Origin of the sequence: Parabacteroides sp. 20_3 (genome assembly GCF_964238835.1) — a bacterium.
Taxonomy (GTDB): domain Bacteria; phylum Bacteroidota; class Bacteroidia; order Bacteroidales; family Tannerellaceae; genus Parabacteroides; species Parabacteroides distasonis.
In genome coordinates this window covers 322,770-343,996 of the sequence record NZ_CAXSNO010000004.1, presented here as the reverse complement: position 1 = coordinate 343,996, position 21,227 = coordinate 322,770, and the positions used below count along the sequence as shown (strand labels likewise).

General features: G+C 39.4%; 12 protein-coding genes. 10 read left to right on the top strand and 2 right to left on the bottom strand.

Annotated features, from left to right (window positions below; genetic code table 11):
- The 4 genes from ACESPU_RS10555 to ACESPU_RS10540 all read left to right on the top strand — a co-directional run bounded on the left by ACESPU_RS10555 (position 1) and on the right by ACESPU_RS10540 (position 10,182).
- Complete coding sequence (locus tag ACESPU_RS10555) at positions 1 to 4,143, top strand: RHS repeat-associated core domain-containing protein (protein WP_373133354.1); 4,143 nt, start codon at positions 1 to 3, stop codon at positions 4,141 to 4,143.
- Between the two features lie 7 nt (positions 4,144 to 4,150).
- Positions 4,151 to 6,988 carry a T9SS type A sorting domain-containing protein gene (locus ACESPU_RS10550; protein ID WP_373133353.1) on the top strand — a complete coding sequence of 946 codons (2,838 nt, stop codon included), beginning with the start codon at positions 4,151 to 4,153 and terminating at the stop codon, positions 6,986 to 6,988.
- Positions 6,989 to 7,010: 22 nt separating this feature from the next.
- A complete protein-coding gene (locus tag ACESPU_RS10545) occupies positions 7,011 to 9,191 on the top strand; it encodes an Ig-like domain-containing protein (protein WP_122378524.1) in 2,181 nt (726 codons plus the stop codon).
- Positions 9,192 to 9,420: 229 nt separating this feature from the next.
- Complete coding sequence (locus ACESPU_RS10540) at positions 9,421 to 10,182, top strand: LytTR family DNA-binding domain-containing protein (protein WP_008773721.1); 762 nt, start codon at positions 9,421 to 9,423, stop codon at positions 10,180 to 10,182.
- A gap of 3 nt (positions 10,183 to 10,185) precedes the next feature.
- Here ACESPU_RS10540 and ACESPU_RS10535 read toward each other — a convergent pair whose 3' ends face one another.
- Positions 10,186 to 11,559, bottom strand: a complete 1,374-nt coding sequence (locus ACESPU_RS10535) for a transglutaminase domain-containing protein (protein ID WP_373133352.1) — start codon at positions 11,557 to 11,559, stop codon at positions 10,186 to 10,188.
- 222 nt (positions 11,560 to 11,781) lie between these two features.
- On the opposite strand from ACESPU_RS10535, the gene ACESPU_RS10530 reads away from it, so the two are divergent.
- The 6 genes from ACESPU_RS10530 to ACESPU_RS10505 are packed head-to-tail and all read left to right on the top strand — an operon-like array spanning position 11,782 to position 19,573.
- Positions 11,782 to 12,933, top strand: coding sequence for a hypothetical protein (locus ACESPU_RS10530; protein ID WP_034532185.1), 1,152 nt, complete (start codon positions 11,782 to 11,784; stop codon positions 12,931 to 12,933).
- A 36-nt stretch (positions 12,934 to 12,969) separates the two neighbouring features.
- Positions 12,970 to 14,031, top strand: coding sequence for a hypothetical protein (locus ACESPU_RS10525; protein ID WP_122378520.1), 1,062 nt, complete (start codon positions 12,970 to 12,972; stop codon positions 14,029 to 14,031).
- A gap of 22 nt (positions 14,032 to 14,053) precedes the next feature.
- Positions 14,054 to 15,037, top strand: a complete 984-nt coding sequence (locus tag ACESPU_RS10520) for a hypothetical protein (protein ID WP_008773717.1) — start codon at positions 14,054 to 14,056, stop codon at positions 15,035 to 15,037.
- A gap of 31 nt (positions 15,038 to 15,068) precedes the next feature.
- A complete protein-coding gene (locus ACESPU_RS10515; protein ID WP_034532050.1) occupies positions 15,069 to 16,991 on the top strand; it encodes a hypothetical protein in 1,923 nt (640 codons plus the stop codon).
- 11 nt (positions 16,992 to 17,002) lie between these two features.
- Entirely contained in the window at positions 17,003 to 18,727 is a 1,725-nt protein-coding gene (locus ACESPU_RS10510) for a leucine-rich repeat domain-containing protein (RefSeq protein WP_122378519.1), read from the top strand.
- 12 nt (positions 18,728 to 18,739) lie between these two features.
- Positions 18,740 to 19,573: a hypothetical protein gene (locus tag ACESPU_RS10505; RefSeq protein ID WP_008773714.1), complete on the top strand. Its 834-nt coding sequence runs from the start codon at positions 18,740 to 18,742 to the stop codon at positions 19,571 to 19,573.
- Positions 19,574 to 19,997: 424 nt separating this feature from the next.
- Here ACESPU_RS10505 and ACESPU_RS10500 read toward each other — a convergent pair whose 3' ends face one another.
- A complete protein-coding gene (locus ACESPU_RS10500) occupies positions 19,998 to 21,137 on the bottom strand; it encodes an ATP-binding protein (protein WP_122378550.1) in 1,140 nt (379 codons plus the stop codon).
- Positions 21,138 to 21,227: the final 90 nt, after the last annotated feature.

Genomic DNA, 21,227 nt, shown 5'->3' with positions numbered 1-21,227 from the left:
ATGGTAACGATCAGAAGAATCATGAAATGGGCTATTGCCGCACTGGTTTGTGCGGTAAGCGTTTTCCCGTTGGAAGCCCAGAATATCACCAAGCCTAAGATCGCTTGTCCGAATGGGCTTTGGGTGAATAGTTATAACGGGGTTTTGTTTTTCACCCGGGTAGATGCGGAGATGAAGAATACGGTGTTACCGATCTCACTTCAGTTCTATTATAATAGTTCGTATAAGGATCGGAATTACGGATATGGATTAGGCTTCTCGATGGGAGAGGAGATGCGCTATACCCTGTCGGGTGATAGTGTATCGATAGAGCGGGGTGATGGTCGAAGCGATGTGTATATAAAGAAAAACCAGACGTATGAGGCTCCGACAGGGGTGTTCGATCAACTGAGCCAATCGGGTGATGGGCAATTTGTCTTGACAATGAAGGACGGAACAATCTATCGGTTTGAGGATGCGACCCATAAGCGGGTTACAAAAATAGAAAACCGGAATGGCTTCGTTACGACTTTGCGTTATGAATCGAATGGACTGTTGTCGGGCATATCCGATGAGGCCGGACGCTCTGTCTCTTTATCGTATACGGACGGGTTATTGACGAAAGCGATCGCTTCTTTTGTAAAAGGGGAGATTTCTTATCTGTATGATAGTCGTAGACGATTGACCAAGGTGACGGATCCGATGGGTTATACGCTTTCTTATGGATATGATAAACAAGATCAATTAACCTCGGTAACAGATCCGATGGGTAATATAACAGAGGTTGGTTATACCAATCAAGGAGCTGTTTATCGGGTGAAGACGGCGGTGAGTGATAAAGTCATTCGGTATGAGGTGGCTAATAAACGGACTGTAATTATTGATTATACGGAACCTGCTGCTCAATTCTCTTATTATATCTGGGATGAGCAAGGACGTGTGATCGAGAAGAGTGGTCTTTGCTGCGGTATCCAAGAAAAACTGGTATATGATACGGATGATAATGTAATCAAGCGTACGGACGCTAACGGGAATATCCGGACTTATACGTATGATTCTAATGGAAATATGCTGACAGCCACAGATCCGGAAGGTCATACGGAAACTTATACATATGAGTCGAAGTTTAATCAAGTCGCTTCTTATCGGGATAAGAACGGAAATGGTTATTCTTTTACATACGATAATGTAGGGAATTTGACTATTATTTCCGGCCCGGAGGGCTTTTCCAACCGATATACTTACAATGCGATGGGTGCTCCGTTGACTATTACGGACGCGAATGGGAATGTTACGCAAAATGAGTATGATAATCAAGGATTGCAAATATCTCAAACGGATGCGGCAGGGAATACTCGTCGGTTTACGTATGACGGATCGGGTAATATGGTATCTTCAACCGATGCCCGTCAGTTTGTAGTGCAGTATACTTATAATGCCCGAAATGAATTAATACGGCTGACGGATGCCTTGAAGGGTACGATTGAGTTTAGTTATGACCGGAATGGAAACGTGGTTCGTATAAAGGATGCGAAAGGTCGGATTACGGCGAATACGTATGATGCGTTGGGAAATCCGTTGAGCATGATCAACCCGGCAGGAAGATCGATCACTTATACGTATAACGGGAAGAGTAAACCTATCCAAATAAAAGATGAGGCCGGAAATGTAACTCAGTATGACTATGATGAGCATGATAGGGTCATCCGGATGGTGAACGCCGCAAACGAGGTGACTTCATTTGCTTATGATACGAAGGGTAATTTACTGTCCATGATTTTGCCGAATGGGAATAGTATAACCTATAGTTATACAGCCAATGATCTGATGAATGAAACAACAGATGCCTTAGGCGTGATAAGCACCCAAGCGTATGATGCCAATGGGAATGTATTGACGCAGACAGATGGAGAGGGACGAACGGTTACTTATCAATATGACGGATTAAACAGGAGGGTATCTTCAACGGATCCGAGTGGGAATATAGAGTATTATACATACGATCGCAATTCAAACCAGCTTTCTTTTACGAATCGGAACGGGGATAAAGAAGCGTATGGATACGATGCCTTGAATCGACTGATCGAGGTGACGGATGCTTTGTCTAATAAAACACGTTATCAATATGATGGAGAGGGTAATTTAATCGCCGCTACGGATGCGAAGGGAAATAAGACGACTTATACGTATGATGCCTTGGGGCAGAATACGCATATAACGTTTGCCAATGGTACGACTTTGGAATATGCGTATGACCAAATGGGTAATGTAATCCAACAAAAAAAGCGGGATGGGGCGAAAATCAAATTTGCGTATGACGCATTGGATCAGTTGGTCGAAAAGTTATATCCGGATGGCACAACTGATAAATATGGATATAATGAGATTGGCCAATTAATCTCTGCCGTGAACAAGAATGCGACCGTAACGCTTGCTTATGATAAAGCAGGTCGGCTAACCGCCGAGACTTTGAATAGCCAAGTAACAGCTTATTCGTATGATGTACCGAATCGTAAACGCATATTGACTTATCCGAGTGGCAAGAAAGTCATGCAAACGATGAATGTTCGTGATCAGATTGTGGAGATACAGGAAGATGGGACTGTTGTTGTGAACCAAACCTATAATAAAGCAGGGCAATTAGCAACACGTGCTTATAATAATGGCATTACGACAAAGTATGAGTATAACAAAAATGGGTGGCTCTCGAAAATAGCGGATGGCAAAATATTGGATTTCTTGATGACGTATGATAAGACCGGGAATATGTTAGCTCGTTTGGATCAATTACATCCGGATCGAAGTGAGATGTATGGATATGATAAGATCCAGCAATTGACATCTTTTCAACGAGGTGAAGTAAAGAATGGAATTATTACTACTCCTGCCCGTACCCAAACTTTTCGTTATGATGCTTTAGGAAATCGCTTATCAGTCCAAGAGGATGGAGTAACAACGACGTATACCGCTAATGCTCAGAATGAGTACACTTCCATTCAAGGAGATTTGAACTTCACTCCTCAATATGATCAGAATGGTAATATGCTGAATGACGATTCGCATACGTATCAATATGATTATAACAACAAATTAGTGCTAGTCGATGCAGAAACTGCCTCTTATGCCTATGATGCTTTAGGGCGTAGGATTCGTAAAACGACTGCGGATGGAACCGTGTTGTTCTATTATGCTGGAGATGACGTGATAGAGGAACAAGATCGGTCGAAGGCGTTGTTGGCGACCTATCTATTAGGAAATGGCATTGATGATATGATTAAAATGAATCGGAAGGGGAATGAGTATTTTTATCATACGAATCATTTAGGGTCTGTTATGGGTGTTACGGATCGTTCTAGTGAAGTTCAAGAAAGATATGAGTATGATCCATTTGGTAAGGTTTCTTTCTATAATGGAGAAAACGTGTTGTTGGCTAAATCGGGCATAGGAAATGAGGTGTTGTTTACGGGACGAAGTTATAATGCAGAAACTAAAAATTATGATTATCGGGCTAGAACAATGAATCTAAGTATTGGGCGGTTTATGCAACCTGATCCAATGTTATATGTAGATGGAATGAATTGTTTGAGCTATGTAGGGAATAACGTTGTTTCATTGGTTGATCCTATGGGGGAAGATTTTCAGGAAACGCTAAAAAATGCAAATAGAATATTAAATCAAGAGGCTGCAAGAAAAGCGTATTCGAAGACTAATGAATCTTCTTCTAAGAGACTATCAAAAGGTTCTTCTTCTTCAGTTTATTCCTTATTTAAAAAGCCGTTTGGACAAAATGTGAAATCAAATAATCCATTTAATCCGAATGCTATTTCTGAAATAGGACAAAATGTGAAACCAAACAGTTCAAATAATCCATTTAATCCGAATGCTATTTCTGAAATTGGAGAAAAAATTTCAAAGCAAGGGACAAAGCAGGTAGAGAAAAAAGTAACAAAGCAAGTTGCAAAACAAGTTGCAAAGAAAAATCCAGCAGCGGCATTAACAGAAGTTGTTCTTGTGTTAGGTATAGGAGGAATTAGTGCTGCTTTGATAGCAAATCAGTATGATGCAGATTTTAGTGATATTTATAAAGATATAGTTGAAGGATATGTGGATGATGAATATGGTTTTTTGAAAGACTTATTTCCTCAAAAAGATTGTGATAAATAATATTAATATGAAAAAAAGTCTATTATTGATAATCTTGTCTTTGGTATGTGTGTTAATCTTTGCTGATAATAGGATCAAATGCAACCAAGGCGACAAATCCGGCCCTCAAGGTTCCGGTGGTATCGAACAAACCGATCCTAATGATCGAACAAAAGGCGATGGATTAGATATCCCAGTCTATCAACCCAAAGACCCCAATGAAATCATCGGCCCCCAAGGCTACGACGATTCCTTGCATTGGGTAAGCACATCTGCGCCGTTAGGCTATACGATCTATTTCGAGAATGATCCGGAGTTCGCTACAGCGAATGCACAAAAGGTAGAGGTGCGGTATACTTTAGATGAGAATGCGGATATCTACTCCTTTGGTTTGGGAACTTTCGGTTTTGGTAGTTTTGTTTTCTCTGTGGAGGATGCTCCGGCGATTTATCAAAAACGCTTGGATGTACGGGATTCGTTGGGTATTTATGTAGATGTGGTGGCCGGTATCGATGTGACGAAGCGGGAAGTCTTCTGGCTATTCAGTAGTATTGATCCGGCAACAAATTTACCTCCGCTGGAAGTGGATAAAGGATTCTTACCGGTTAATGATAAAGAAAAGCATAATGGCGAGGGTTTCGTAAGCTTTGTAATGAAAGCGAAATCTAGCGTAACTTCTGGTGATTCTATCAAGGCGCAAGCTTCTATTGTGTTCGATACCAATGAAGCGATCCCGACGAATGTTTGGCAAAATCGATTGGATGCGGTCGCTCCTACCAGTACCTTCAAGGCGGAGACTCTGAAAGATCATTCCGGTACGTATCGATTCCAGTTTGAAGCCAAGGATGATGTGAAAGGTTCCGGTGTCCGGAATGTAATCGTATATCTTTCAAAGAACAAAGAAGCCTATACTGAATTTGCTATTTGTACTCCGGATAGCCTTTGGGATTTCGAGACAGAAAAGGGGGCTGAGTATGCGTTTTATACACAAGCGGAAGATTATACCGGTAATAGGGAGGCTTTAAAGGAAAAGGCGGAGTTTACGATTCAATCCAATCTGGCTCCTACCGGATTATTCCTGTCGGATACAACTTTTCAGGATGATATCGAAGCCGGAGGATTTATTGGAGAGCTGACCTCGAAAGATACGGAGGATAACCAATCTTTCACCTATACTTTGACGGAAGGAGATGGTGCTATTCATAATGATCTTTTTTTGGTAGAAGGATCTCATCTATTGGCCGGAGCTACTTTCCGATGCGCAAAAGACACCTTGTATCAGATCAGGATTCAGACAACGGATGTCGGTGGATTGTCTTACTCTAGGTCATTTACGTTGAAGATGACGAATGTACTGACACATCCGGAACCGGATACGTTGAATATTGATATTTGTGAGGGCGAGCGGTATGATTTCTTTGGTACACCTTATAACCAAACGGGTATCTATTATCATAGAAAGGAGAATACCTATATGTGCGATAGTGTATATGTATTGAACCTGCGAGTAAATCCTTATCCGGCAAAACCGATCGTGACGGTTGCCGGGGCTATACTCACTTCCTCTGCGTTGACTGGAAACCAATGGTTTAATGAAGATGGAGCGATTGATGGGGCGGTGGATCAAAGTTTTACTCCGACTGTCTCCGGTAATTATTATGTCGTGGTCTCCAATGGCGGATGCGAGTCTGAGCCTTCGGATACCTATTATGTAGATCTTTCCGGTGAACAAAGCATTTCTTGGAATCTTCGAGAGGGCTGGAACTGGATTTCCGTCAATTTAAAAGAAATGACTGATCCGAAAGCGTTCTTACGCCCGGTACAAGGTTCAACCGAACGCTTGCTGAGTCAGACACAAGAGTTGACACAAGATCCGACTTATGGTTTGGTCGGAGAATTGAAGGCACTTCTTCCGGAGTCTTCTTATAAATTGAAGATGTCCGGTAACGAATCTCTCCAATGGGGAGGAGAAGTGTTAGCTGCGGATGCGGTTGGGATTACCTTGAGACGAGGTTGGAACTGGCTGGGGTATGTGCCGATCGTAGAGTTAAGCCCGGATGTGGCGTTCATGGATGCTCAACCGATGAGAGGAGATGAGATCAAGAGCCAAGTAGGTTTTGCCAGCTATGATGGTTCCCGCTGGGTCGGTACGTTACAAATGCTCCAACCGGGTGAAGGATATATGTATTATTCCGTACAAGAGAAGACTTTCCATTATTCAACAGCAAAGGCTACTTCTTTACGAAACGCTAAGATGAGTGGAAATGTTGAAAGCAACCCATGGGGATATGATCCATATAAATATCCGGATAACATGAGTATGATCGCTAAGGTTTATGATGACCAAATGGAAGCTGAGCCGGGCGTATACGCTATTGGCGCTTTTGCGGGAAATGAATGCAGAGGAGTAGGGACTTATGTAGAAGGATATCTGTTTATCACGATACATGGAGGTTCGAAAGGCGAGACTATTACGTTTAAGGCTTTGGAGAATGTTACCGGAAAAGAACTATCTGTAAAAGAGACCGTTCGTTTTGGTGAAGCTACGCTGGGAAGCCTAACTCAGCCTTATACGTTACATGTGACGAGTTCTTCTACGGTAGGGATTGAGACCTTGGATGGCATGTCATTGACCGTTTATCCAAATCCGGTACGTTCTTTATTGAATATCGGGGGTGACTATCATTTGGTGAAAGAGGCGATCATCTTGGATTTGAATGGACGTCCATTGCTCCGGCGAATGATGGACGGGGCGAATACCTTGGATGTCTCTTCTTTGTCGGACGGTGTATATGTATTGGTTCTGGAAACGGAAAAAGGTATGGTTTATCACAAAATTATAAAATCAATTACTGCGAATCGATAAATAATCTAATAAATGTAAGCATATGAAATATTCTCATTTTATAATATGTTTGATAATTAGCCTACTCTTCCCATTTGCGGGAAGAGCGGCAAACAACCCGGATTGGAATTGTGATATCCATGCTTTTCAATATGATATGAGTGTTTATCTTGTTTTGCGACAGGAAAATAAACCTATGACGGGGAATCTTATGGTTGCCGCATTCGTCGGGGATGAGTGCAGGGGAATCGCGGAAGTTCAATCGGCAAAGGGGACTTCATATTATTATCTAAGGGTACGGAGTAATGAATTAAGTGGAGATTCTGTTTATTTCAAGGTCTATGATCAAATGGCTAATAAAGAATTGGTTACTTCCGGAAGTCTATCGTTTGAAAACTTACGGCAAGTGGGTTATCCCAGTCAACCGTGGGTGTTGATATTACCTATTGTAATTGATTCTAGCGATGATAGCGCATTAGAAGGGGTGGATGAGACAACTGAAAATTTGCAGTTGACTGGTATATGGACAGAAGATAAGATGGTTAGACTGGCGGAGAAGCTTCATCCGGTAGGGGGAAAAGATAATGAAAACTTGTCTTCGATTGATATGAGCGGAGTCGTCTTCGAAGAAAATGTTTCTTTGGAAAGTGTATTTGCGAATAATGTGGTACTGACCTCTGTGATATTGCCGGACTTATCAAAGGTAAATACTTTATCGGAGAATGCGTTTTGCGGGACGAATCCGAATTGTATTATTTTTGTAGGGGAAGGGACTGTTGTGCCGGAACAATGGAGCAAAGATGTGAATGTTGTAATCGGCAAAAAGGCGAGCCAGTTGGTCTTGAGGGAGCATAACCCATTCCATACTCCAGCTACCTTAACGGTGGAACGGGCCTCATATGAGCGGACTTTCCGTGAAAACCGAGCTTTAAGATCCGTTACCCTAGACAAATGGGAAACTATTTGTTTACCTTTTGACGTGGCATTTGTCAGAATGGGAGAAAAGGAGTTAAAGCCTGTTTCTCTATCTGGGGATACGAAGTCGGGAGATTTTTATGTGGCGACCTTAACAGATAGAGGTTTTGAATGTGTTATGAATAGAGGAGCGGAGGAACCTTATCTGAAAGCTAATACTCCTTATCTGATTAATATGGTTTCTGCCACCGGTAGTCGGATAGAAGGTACGGTAACTTTTATTGCAGGAATGGATATAACAGGTGAAAAGGTCTTAATCGCACCTACTGAGCCTTCCTATAGATTAGGGCAATCACAATATAATTTGATTGGTATTTTTGGAAAGGTCTCTAGATCAAACGGTGTATATGCGATCAATGAGGCTGGAAATGCTTTTGAGAATAATAGTCGGGATATATTGCCTTTTGAGGCTTATCTATATACAGCTACCGCATCTTCTCCTTCTATATCCATCACAATGTATACTGCCGTAACCGGTGTCCAGCTATCCTCTACAGCCCTTTCTGTCGAGGAGGGAAAGACTGTTACATTATCCGCTACCATATTACCTGCTGATGCGACAAATAAAAAAGTGCAATGGAGTAGTGTTGATGAAAGCGTGGCTACTGTATCCTCCTCAGGAATAATTACAGGCGTAAAAGAAGGAACTACGACTATCAAGGTGGAAACAGAGGATGGTGGCTTTACCGCAAATTGCTCAGTTACGGTTACGAAAGGCAATACCCCTCCTACACCTCCTGCGACGACGGTAAAAGTTACAGGTGTGACAGTAACCCCAGATCGCTATAATTTAAACGTTGGTGAGACTATCCAATTATCAGCCATGGTGAAGCCATCGGATGCGACAAATAAAAAAGTATCATGGAGCAGTAGTGATGTTTCTGTGGCTTCAGTGAATGAAGTAGGCTTGGTCTCTGGTTATAAAGTGGGTAATGCTGTCATTTCAGTAAAAACGGAAGAAGGGAATTTTAAAGCGGATAGTTATATCACGGTCAATTTAGTAACAAGCGTGGAAGAGATTGGTCCGGAATCTGTATATATTTATCCAACAGTCGTATCTTCTTCCTTTATTATTTCAGGCTTACGGGTAGATGGACAAGTTGAATTGATTTCTTCTTTAGGGCAAGTCGTTAAAATGATAAAAGGAATTCCATCTTCTGTAAATGTTTCGGATTTACGAGCCGGACATTACATCGTGAAAATAATTCAAGAAGATAAAATCTATATTTTTAAAATGATTAAAAGATAGAAATGGCATCTACATTTATTGGATAAATGCGAAAGGCTCCCTTTTCTCATCATAAGAATAGGGGGCCTTATCTTTTTGTTGTTAAAATAAAAAATGACAGATAAGCATGAAAAACGATAGGATAAACGTGAATATTGCAACTTATACGTAAAAAGCCCTATTTGTGGGTACTCTATGATTTTTTATCTTAACAATAAATATTTTACTTTGTTGGAAAATGGAAGCGTGTATGGAACCGGAAATAACAGTAATAATCATAGATGATGACCTTGGATCGATCCAGAAATTGCAAAACGATCTATTGGCCTTCTCGGAGGTAAGGATATTGGATACAGCGACAACGGCGGAATTGGGCAAGAGGCATATCCTTAAGTATCAACCGGATTTGGTGTTTTTGGATGTGGAACTTCCGGACATGTCTGGCTTTGATTTGCTGGATGATATACGAGATGATATTCTTCCGAACTTGAGAGTCGTTTTCTATACGGTATACGATAAATATATATTGGATGCCTTACGTGCCTCTGCGTTTGATTATTTGTTAAAACCTTATTTAATTGATGAGTTAGCGGCACTCATCGAACGTTTTCATACGACAGAACCTGCGGATGTTGCCTGCATGGAGAGATCTTTGCGGAAAATATTGAATCGGGATAGTCGATTTGCGATCCAAACCGTTTCGGGTCTTTTGCTAGTCCGTTGTGAGGAGATATTCCTGTTTCAGTTCTTGGGAGACCAGCGTTGTTGGCAGATTGTCTTGACTTCCCGTACAACTCATAAACTAAAAATGAGCACGACAGCGAAAGATTTGTTGTCTATCAATAATACGTTTGTTCAAATAAGCCAAGATTGCATTGTGAACTTGACTTATTTGATGTTCATCGAGAATAAGACCTTACGATGCGAGTTCTATCCCCCCTTCCAAGAGGAGGAGAGGATCGCCTCGCATCGCTATTTTAAACAACTGAGAGAACGGTTGGATATTATTTGATGATTACTTAACCTTATAAGAAAGTATGATATAATATCTTTTCTCGTTTGCGTCAAATGCTCCTATACTCAATTTACCTTCAGTCTTAGGAGTATAATTTATGCTCCGTAATTTACCTCTCGTTTCCCAATCGGTGATAGTCGCTGTCCCATGGAATAAAGCGATCTTTATATTGGGAGGGAGAGTGACCATGAACCGGTAGTTCTTTCCTTTTTGCAGATCACGATTAATGGGTACGTCAATTACTTTGAGTGGAAATTTATCATAAGAGAATGTTTGAGGCAGCGCCTCTATTTGGTTCGATTGGATAGCCTTGATTAATTCTCGTCCATCAAACCCAAGTAAAGGAATATTGGATGAATAGCCATCTATATCTTGTATAAGCGGACTATAGTAAGGATTTTTTTTGATCAGTTGTTCATACTCTTCTTTTGACGGTTCGGGTACCGAATATGAAAGTACGGTGGAATACGTTTTCCGGTTAGGTGGAGCGATACTGATCGATACTTCTCCGGGTAGGAATGGCGTAAATACGAGTTTCTGAGTTCCTTGGACTACTTTATTAAAGGGAAATTCGTTGTTTTGTGTCAACGCCAGTTTCGTAGGCTCGGGCAACTGTATCGTAAATTCATACGTTTCTCCTAATTTCAACGTACGTGTCATCGGTATTTGTACCACCCGGAAAGGAAGTTTTTGCCGGGGATATATTTTAGGGAGGGAAAGGATGGTACCGTTACGTAATCCTTCTAACAATTTTTCTCCATCAAAGCCCATATACTCCATGTCGGGTACGAGACCGGGAAGTTTTTGGAATTCTTCGAAAGATAGTGGTTTTTTTAGCATTTGATATTTTTCTTCATAGGGAAAATGTGAGAATGCCATCCATACGGGTGAGGTATGGAACCATGACATATCATCATCGCTACAGGCGAATGTTCCATTGTTGACAGTACCGGAACCCCATGTGGCATCCACAAAAAAGTAACGATTGGGTTTGTCTCCTTCAACTAGTACATAGGCATGGCGTTCAAAAGGCGTACCTGGTATATGATCATATGTTTTGGCGAATCCGGTTACCAAGATGCATTTGATATTTAGAGGCTCGCATAACTTGATAAATAGATCGGCGAACGCTTGGCATACCCCTTTTTTCTGTTTCCAACATTCATCAGCGTCACGGATTTTATAATCTGTGTCATAAGCTATATTTTGTATCAGATAACGATAGATAGCCCTCGCTTGATCATTTTTTTTAGAACATCCTTTTGTGATTTCTGCCGCGATACTTTTATAGTCTACTGTCGGAAGTTTCTCAGCTGATAGCAAAGTGAAATCGCAGAATAATAAAAAGATGATAAGTTTTATCGTATTTTTCATATGCATTTATGTTGGTTGATGTGTTAAAGTTATTGATAATCATTAATACTTTTCATTGTTCGTTTCTTTATATAAACATGATTTTTGGCCGCTTAAACGTGGAAACGCTATGAATATCCGTTTATAGGGGAACCCCATCTTTGATATCCGAAGATTTACTTCTAGTTTTGAATTTGTGAATATCTGTTTTAGAGGTTTTCTTATAATAAAAATATGATGCTGATGAAGAGAGGAAAGAGGAAATATGTTTCTCTCGGGATCATTCTGATATGTATGTTTACCTGTCTGCCAGATATATGGGGCGACAATGGAAAATGTGAGAATAGAAAGATCGAAGAGATAATAGAACTAATGGGAAAGAACCATTTAGATGTCGAGGCTGCGGGTGAATATTCGTTAGGCTCGGTATGTCCGGGAAAGAATTTGATTTTGGCCGCAGATGCTAAGGGTACTATAAATCATGTGGGAATTAAATTGTTCGATCGCCGGATCATCGCCGATTATCCTTCTCCTGTTTATTTGTTTGTGGAGAGATACTTGCTATGGGTCTTATTAATGAAAGATGAACCTGCGATCAAGGAACGTTTGAAAGAAGACCGAGTACTATTTCGATTTGGAATGAAACTGAATGATAAGATATATTTGAATTTAAAACAAAGCCTTCGGGAAATCAAACAAGATCAATCCTTTATTATAACGACGGATAATAGTAAATACGCTGTGACTTGGTTGGAAGATCAGCGGCCTATCTTATCGATAAGTTTTCCTATACAGTATGAACTGATTTGGGGTATGAATAAGAAGGAGGCGGAGGGCCAGTTTCAAGATGGCTTAAAGGCGTTTTTGTCAAAAGAAAGGAATTTGCCTGTAGAGGCACTTCCTACTGAAATGAGTTTGATTCGTGATAATTGTTATCGTTCAGAAGGTGATTTTTATGGTTTGGAAGATATTACGTCCTATCGATATTATACAAAAAGAGCGGATCATACCTATTCATTAATATATGATCGTGTTAATCCTGTAGAATCGGTGGCAAACTTATTTACGGCTTATCCCGACTCAATGATCAAAATTGAAATCACTCAACGAATGTATGGAGGTAAACGGGAGCTTTTCACGGTCCCTCTTACTGATTTCATATCTTTTTGTAGGGAAAATGGTTGTGAGATATTCGTTGGCATTGAGAGACAGGACGAAAATTCTATGGCAGGAACGGCCATAATGGTGAACCGGTCATTGGGGTATAATCATATTTTGTATTTCAATGTAGATATGCGTATTTGGGATAATCCGGGATCTTATCCTGTGACGGCTCAATTGTATGCCTTTGTTCCTATGCATAATGTGAGTAGTTTATATGGTGATTCTAAATAAGAAATAGGGTAAAATAACAAATAAAATGATAAGCGTATGAAAAAACTGAGTTACTTATTCATCTTACTCCTTTTCCCGATCGTCGCTTTCGCTCAGGAAGCAACGGAACAAGATAAGGAAAATAAGGAGAAAATCAAGGAGATCAAGCTGAGCGAGGATTATGTGTATGCGGATGCCGTGACGGAAGATAATCTATCGGAAGCGCAACAAAACTCAATGGATCTGCTTCGTGCGAACGTGAACGCTATTTTTGCTGAACGTTTCCACATGCCCAAGGAGGATGTGGAAGAGATTTGGGATGTTATCGAGGATAAATGCCAGAATGTGACTATCAAGAAAGGAGATCTGTTCCGGGTATTTACCTACATCATGAAGGATTATCTATTCCCCGGAAAGAAGAAAAAGAAGGTGAAAAACGAGGAGTTGGTAAAAGTGAAACCCTCAAAAGATGAGATCTTACCAGATGAGATAGAAGAGGTATCGGAGGCTTTGGTAAATGATTCATTGCCGACGGCCTCACAAAATGAGATATTGGCTTTCGTTCCGGATGCGAAGCCGGATGTTACTTCACAACCGGAGCCACAGCAAACACAAGAAGCTGGGGAATCTGAGGCTACATTACAAGATAAGGCTCAAGAGGTAGTTTCAGAAGTAACGGGTGATCCAACAGAGGTTGTTACAGAGGTTCCCGTTGCTGTTGCAACTTCAGTTGCGACAGAGGAACCGGTGACTACTACGGTGATTGCCACTCCTGTTACTCAAGTTGAAGAGCCGGTCGCTGCCGAGCCGGAAGATATTACGGTTTCTAGTCCATCGGCTCCGGCTTTAGACCCTATTGTCAAAGAATTATTAGAAATCCAAACCTATAAAGAACTGATCTCCTTATTAGACCAGAAAAAAGAGGAAGGCACCCTTATCTATGGACGTATCAAGACTATGCGCTCTCCGGATAGATGTTATCTGGCGATTTTTAAGAAAAGCGAGGTTATCACGATTCTAGGGAAAGGAGATAAGGAACGTTTGAACCTTAAAACAAATACGGAAGATTCTTTGAATAATTATAAGGGACATGGTGTGATCTGGTTCCAGATTTTTTAATGAACAATAAAGAACAATCTATATGAAAAAGTTAATAGCTAAAGCGATTCTATTTATCGTATGTTTTCAATTTGCGTGGGTAGCCCGTGCGCAGTACGCTACGGAATTTTATTTGACAGATCTGGATAATGCTCCGCTAAAAGAAAAAGTGCAGCAGTCTATCGGTAAGTTACTGACGGAGATAAATACGGCACAGGCGAATGATTCACAGCCTTATTTCTCGGGTTTAAACATATCCAAGGACGCTCAAAATACGATTATGATGTTGTGGGACAATACCCCGTTTCGATGTGGCGAGACGGAAGTCATAGAGCGTTGCCTAAAGAATGGCAAGGAATTTCAGGTTCGTAATATCCCGTTGTTCTTGACGATCAAGGATGACAACTCTACTCAAGATAAATATCAAGAGGCCGTAATCGGTTTTGACCGCAACGGTATGATTACTGATTTCCATTTAGCGTTAGCGACAAACTTGTACACGAAAATCTTGAAAAGTAATCAGGCGGTATCAGATTTCCGTTATCGTCAAATGATCTTGGATTATGTAGAACAATTCCGTACGGCTTATAATACGAAAGATATCAATTTCTTGAACCAGATTTTTAGTGATGACGCATTGATCATAACGGGAAAAGTGGTTAAGGCAGTTCCCACGGATATGAATAAATTTATGCCTGATCCTAAGGTTATTTATACGAAACAGACAAAGAAAGAATACTTGACTAACCTTACAAATATATTTAAGACAAACAAACGAATCAATGTCATCTTTGATGATATCAATGTGATCCGCCATCCGGCTAAACCCAACTTCTATGGAGTGACCTTGAAGCAAGGCTATACATCGGATCGCTACAGCGACGTGGGTTACTTATTCTTATTATGGGATTTCACGAACGAGGATGCCCCAAAGATTCATGTTCGTACTTGGCAGCCGGAGATGCTGGATCAGTATACGAAGTTGCCGGAGGAGGAGATATTCCAAGTGGAGGATTTTGATATTTAAAAGTGCGTTGATTAATTTAAGATGATTAGTTATGAGAAAGATAAATCAAATATTTTTTCTTTTTGTGTCATTGTCTTGTCTGTGTTTAGTTTCATGTAAAGATGAGGAAAGTCCGCAATGGACGTCAATAGAAGGGACTTTTAGTGATCCTATACCTTCTAGAAAAGGGGCTGTGGTAGAAGGTATGATTAATGGTAGTATTGGTGGTAATGTTAGTGTTTTTGGTTTTTTATGTTCACTTTCTAAAGAGTTAATTCCCGATGATCCTGCGACTATGCCTTTTCCTATAAAAGATGAAAGTTTTTCTGTGGGAAAATCTTTTAAAAAGACATTAACGGATTTAGAGCCGGGCAAACAATACTATTATTGCATGTATGTCAGTAATGGAACAAATATGATGAAAACCCAAACTTCTTCTTTCACCACATTGACCACATCTAAGCCATTATTGGGTGAGATGAAAATACTTTCGGTAGGAGAATATAGTTTATCGGCTTCTTGCGGTATATTGGATAATGGAGGGTCTAATATTACTCAGTGTGGTTTCTTTTATAAAAAGCAAGAGGATGAGAAGTTTGAACCTAAATTAGTCTCTGTTGAATCTTTTCAAGTTACAATCGATAAATTATCTCCAGGTACTATGTATTATATTTATCCATTTGCGACAAATAAAGATGGAACTATAAATGGAGATACTCTTGAGTTTACAACTGAAGGATTTGAGGCTCCGGTGGTGCTCACGAATAAAGTAGGGACTGAGGCTTTAGGTTCTGATTGGGCTATATTGAGTGGCTCGTTGGAGAATAGTGGTTCTTCTGAAATTAAAGAGATGGGATTCTGTTATACGACTGTGGATAAGGATCCTGTAAAAGATGTGGATAAATTTGTACCTGTAAAAGATAAAAAAGATTTTACGTATAAATTGACAGGCTTAGTTGATAAAACTAAATATTATGTACGAGCTTATGCGAAAAATGGTTCAAAAGCAGCTTATGGTGAGAGAATTGAGTTTGTGACTAAAGAGTATATTAAGCCAATATGTGAAACTGTAGAGATTAGTAATGTGACAGACATTTCAGCGGATGTTCAATCAAAGGTTAAACAAGGAAGTGACAATATATTGAGAAAAGGTTTTTGTTATAGTAACTCAGGAGCTCCGGAACTTAAAAACGCAACAATCTTAGAAGTTACGGATATAGAGGGAGACTATTTGAAAGCAACAATAACAGGTCTATCTCCAAATAAGAAATATTTTGTACGGGCTTTTGTTGAGACAGGAAAGGAGGTGTCTTATGGTCCAATAGAAACATTAGAGACAAGTGCGGATCCTACTCCTGTTATAGGTGCGATAACATTTACGAACGTAGAGAAAACAAGTTTTGCCGCTCATGTTACGATTTCTAGTAGTGGATCTATCAAGAAACGTATGTTCTTATATAGTTCGACAAACCAATCTCCGAAATTAGATGGAGAGAATGTTAGTGTGCTTGAATTTAGTTCTGAAAGTGCAACAATCTCAGGTTTGAAGCCAAATACACAATATTATGTTTGTGTTTATGTCCTCGGAGAAAAGGATAAAGAGGTGTATAGCGCCATAGCAACAGTAAAGACAGTAACGATGGGATTGCCAGTTGTATCAGATGTGAATATAACGAGAGAAGGAAATGTCGCTACGGTGAGGGCTACTGTAACAAGTGAATCAGAAATAACGGAATGTGGGGTTTGTTATAGTACGGTTAATACTATTCCTAGCGTTATTGATTCGAAAATAAATACGGGTTTATCTGGTAATAGGTTAAATGGGCAGATCACAAATTTGAAGCAATCTACGATTTATTATATACGTGTTTATGCGACAAGTGTAGCTGGTACGGTATATAGTGATGTTGTAAAAATGGATGTTGGTGATGGTTCTCCTAATATAAATGATAATGATAATCCTGATAAAAATTAAATTATATAAAGATGAAAGCAAATTATAAATGTAGTAATTGGCTGCTATTAAGTAGTTTGGTTCTAATGTTAATACAGTATTCTTGTCAACAAGAGGATCTATTGATATATGAGGCTAAAAAGTCGGATGTTGTAATGTCTTTAAAGGAAGGGGGTGCTAGTATTCAAAACGTAACATTGGAGAATGCTGGAACTTTATCGGAAAGAGTAACCGATGTCACCTCTATAAAGGAACTGACTATTGTTGGACCAATAAATGGAACAGATATAAATTGTATTCGATCGATGAACAATTTGAAAGTGCTAAATTTAGAAAATGCGGATATTGTTGCGGGAGGAGAAAAATATGGTATTTACTCTTGGTCTTCAAGTGATCCTCAAAGTACTGAGAATAATAAAATTACAAGAAATCTGTTTGAATCTTCCCCTTGTGAGAAAATAGTTATACCTAAGAGCGTAACATCAATTGATCAAGGAGGATTTATAGCTAGCAAGATTACTTCTATGGAAATACCAGAGAATGTCACGAGTATGGGAGGGCATGTATTTACATATTGTCCAAATCTGAGGTCTATAACTTTTTTAGCTGATCTTAAGTCCATTCCTTCTGATACATTTCAAGGATGTGAAAGCTTGATATCTGTGACGTTGCCTAAGTCTTTAGTTGAAATAGAGAGTAGCGCTTTCCGGGGATGTTCTAAATTAGAATCAATCTCACTACCCGAAGGTTTGGAAAGCATAGGCTCTGATGCTTTTTTTGCCTGTCCAATCTCATCAGTCATAATTCCAAGTACGGTTAAAAATATTGGTGGAGGTGCCTTCAATGATACAAAGCTAGAATATATCAAAGTTCCTGCTTCTGTAGTAAGCGTAGGTACATATGCCTTTGAATCGACTACTATGCGATATGTATTTTGGGATAGTTCAATGGATATTATATCAGATATGTTTGATGATAGAATGTCGCCAAATTGTATTGTTTATTTAAGTAAAGATGTTAAGGTGCCTGCTAAATGGAATAATATAGTTTACAATGGTGTTGCGGAAAAAATAGTTCTTACGGCAGATGAGGCTAAGCCATTTTATTGCCCTAAAAAGTTTAAAGCTAAAAAGATAATGTATACACATGAATTTAAACAAATAACAGGACAAGGAGAGTCAGCCGGTTGGGAAACTATAGTATTACCGTTTAATGTACAAAAAGTAATACATGAAGATGGTAGGATTTTAGCTCCATTCAATAGTGAAATAAAGAACGCCAAACCTTTTTGGTTACGTGCTTTGACTAAAAAAGGATTTGAAAATGTGACTTCTTTAAATGCGAATACTCCATATATTATTGCTATGCCAAATAATGGTGCCTATGAAGAGCAATATTGTGTAAATGGTAAGGTTGTTTTTGAAGCGGAAGATAATATTAATGGAGTTGATATTTTAGAGACTCCTAATGAAATAAAAAGTGAAGGACCTTCTTTTTTGCTAACAGGTACTTATAATGCTATTTTATCAAATAGTACGATTTATCTAATCAATAAAAATGATAACTCCAATGGATTTAAAGCAGGAAGTGTTTTTATTAGAGGGCTTCGAGATGTCGATCCTTTCGAGTGTTTTGTTAGTCCAAATGGACTATCTACAAAAAGTATTATATCAATAAATGAGGTTGTAAGAACTAAAACGTTTAATAGTTTGCTAAGAAATGGAAAAAAGCTTAAACCTTCTATTTTAGATCTATAAAAAAGCTGTTATATGAGAAGCATTGTAATATACATATTTTTTCTTGTAGGAATACACGTTAGCGTTTTAGCCCAAGAGATCCAAGTTAAATCTTTCCAGAAACTGGGGCGTGATTTAGAGGCACGTACGCAACCTCGTTTGGATTTGAACGATAATCCTTGTTCGATCATAAAGGTGGTCACTACTGGCGAGGATTTCCAGTTTGAGGGAAACACCATTGGAGATCCGGTTTATAGGAAAGGAGAAGTGGTTGTATATATGACCGAAAAAAGCCGTCGTCTTACCATCAAACATGAGAAATATGGGGTCATACGTTATGAGTTTCCACAATCAATCGGGAAGCAAGAAGTATATGAGCTTGTGGTGAAGCTTGTGGAAGATAAAAATAATAAACTGAGAACCTTGGTCATGCCAAATCTAAGTTATGGCTCTTCTCGTTTGTCTTACGGGATAATGATTGGTATTGTTAAAAAGACAGGAGGTTACATTAAGGTGAAATCGGATTTCGGTTCTATCTCGTCTGAAAAAGAGGTCGATAAAAATACTGTGGATACTTATTGGTATAATGGCAATAAACAATATAGTCGTTTGGCGATAACAGGAGGTCTGCTGCAGCGTGTATTGACCCCTCTTTATTTGTATGTAGGTGCGGGGTATGGGTATAAGAATGTGGCTTGGCAAACAGTCGAAGATATTTGGGTGAAGAACAAGAAAATCTCGTATTCCGGACTAGAGGCCGAGGTAGGAGGAATTTATCGGATTAATAACTTAGCTATATCTTTAGGTATGCAAACAAACAGTTTTAAGATGTTTGAAGGGTGCTTGGGTATCGGTATCATGTTTTGAGCTTTTTGTTTAACAATCTAATTATCTAATAACACTTATCATTGGAATGTTGTCATAAGTGTTGTCAATAAAAGGGGAGGATGTTTGTGATAGATATCCTCCCTAATTTTATCTGTTTTGCAGGGTGTAATAGGCTTCTGAAGTGAATAACTAACGGCTTGTCGAGTGAATAACTAGCGGCTATACCTAGCCGCTAGCTTACGGCTTGGGAAGTGAATAACTAACCACTTGAGAAGCCTTTTGCGAGCGATTAAGTATGTTGTCTAAATAATTCATTTTCAGTCATAAGGTAAGTTTACTTACTTTTTCTGTCCGATTTTTCACCGCATAAGGAATTTACATTTCAAGTCGTAAATTATTTACTTCAGTAACGGATAGTGCCTACTAAGATTTGCTTATTTTCTGACATTTACATACAAGAGAGTCAATATATTTTAGCCATCCAATCCGCAAAAAAGTAGTCATATACCCTATAAAAGCCATCTTCCTGTGTTATCAAATCATTTTTCAACAGAGGTTTGACCGCAGATTGTACAGAACTGGCTGAGGGTAGCTTGTATTTTTTGATAAATGCTGATGACGTGAGACCTTCTGCTCTGCCCTCTTTGGCGATAGCTTGTAAAACAAGTTTTTGTTTGGGAGCAAGATTGGCAAGTAGATCCTTGTAACTACTTTCTTGTGTTAGAATCACATTCTTGCGGGCTATTTCTATCTTATCCATACTACAACGCTCACCCTCTTCGGTCAATGCGAAAAGTTCGTTCATTATCATTTGCACAAACCAAGTATAGCCATCGAACATCCGATAAACTTCTTCTATTACGGATTTGTCAATAAGCTTTCCCCTTTGCTCAAAAAGCCGGTTGGCGAACTCCACATAGATATGAATGGGTATTGGCTCAAGTCCTATACTAATAGCGCTTTGATAAAAAGGCTTGGAAGAGGAATTAAACATATTACTCATCAAATGGCGTTTACTGCCGGAGAAGATAAACATAGTCTGCTTGCTTTGTTGAATCTTAGTTCGCAACAACGCTTCTACATTTTTCTCCTCATAGCCGCCAATTTGTTGGAACTCATCGATCGCCACGATACATGGTTTATCTGCGGTCTCTAGATAAGCGAAGATCTCATCAAGCGTTGTTTGTGGTGCTTGAATGTCTCCTAGCCCAATATCAAAACTAGGTTCTCCGGTTACCATATCCAGTTTAAAACCCGCACGCAATGAGGTTATGATTTGAAAGAACCGTTCCGTCCAAACCGTTTTCTTTGGCTTCAATTCGTCATAGATGGCTTTTCCTAATAGATATACGAACTCTGTTAATGAAGTAGTGGCATAAATATCCACAAAGAACGCATGATAATTTTTTTCTATCGATTCTTGATGAAAAAGATGCTGGATCAATCCGGTCTTACCCAAACGGCGTGGAGAAATCAACGCGACATTACGTCCGTTCTTAATTTGTTTACTCAAGAGCTTTGTCTCTTCTTTGCGGTCACAAAAATATTTGTCTGATACATATCTACCCACGACAAAAGGGTTCATCATTGCGATTGTCTCCATACTATAAATACATTTTATTGCAAATATAATAATTGTATCCATAATAAAGAAAGGAAGTCGTATGTTTCACTCGATTTAACCCTGTCTAAA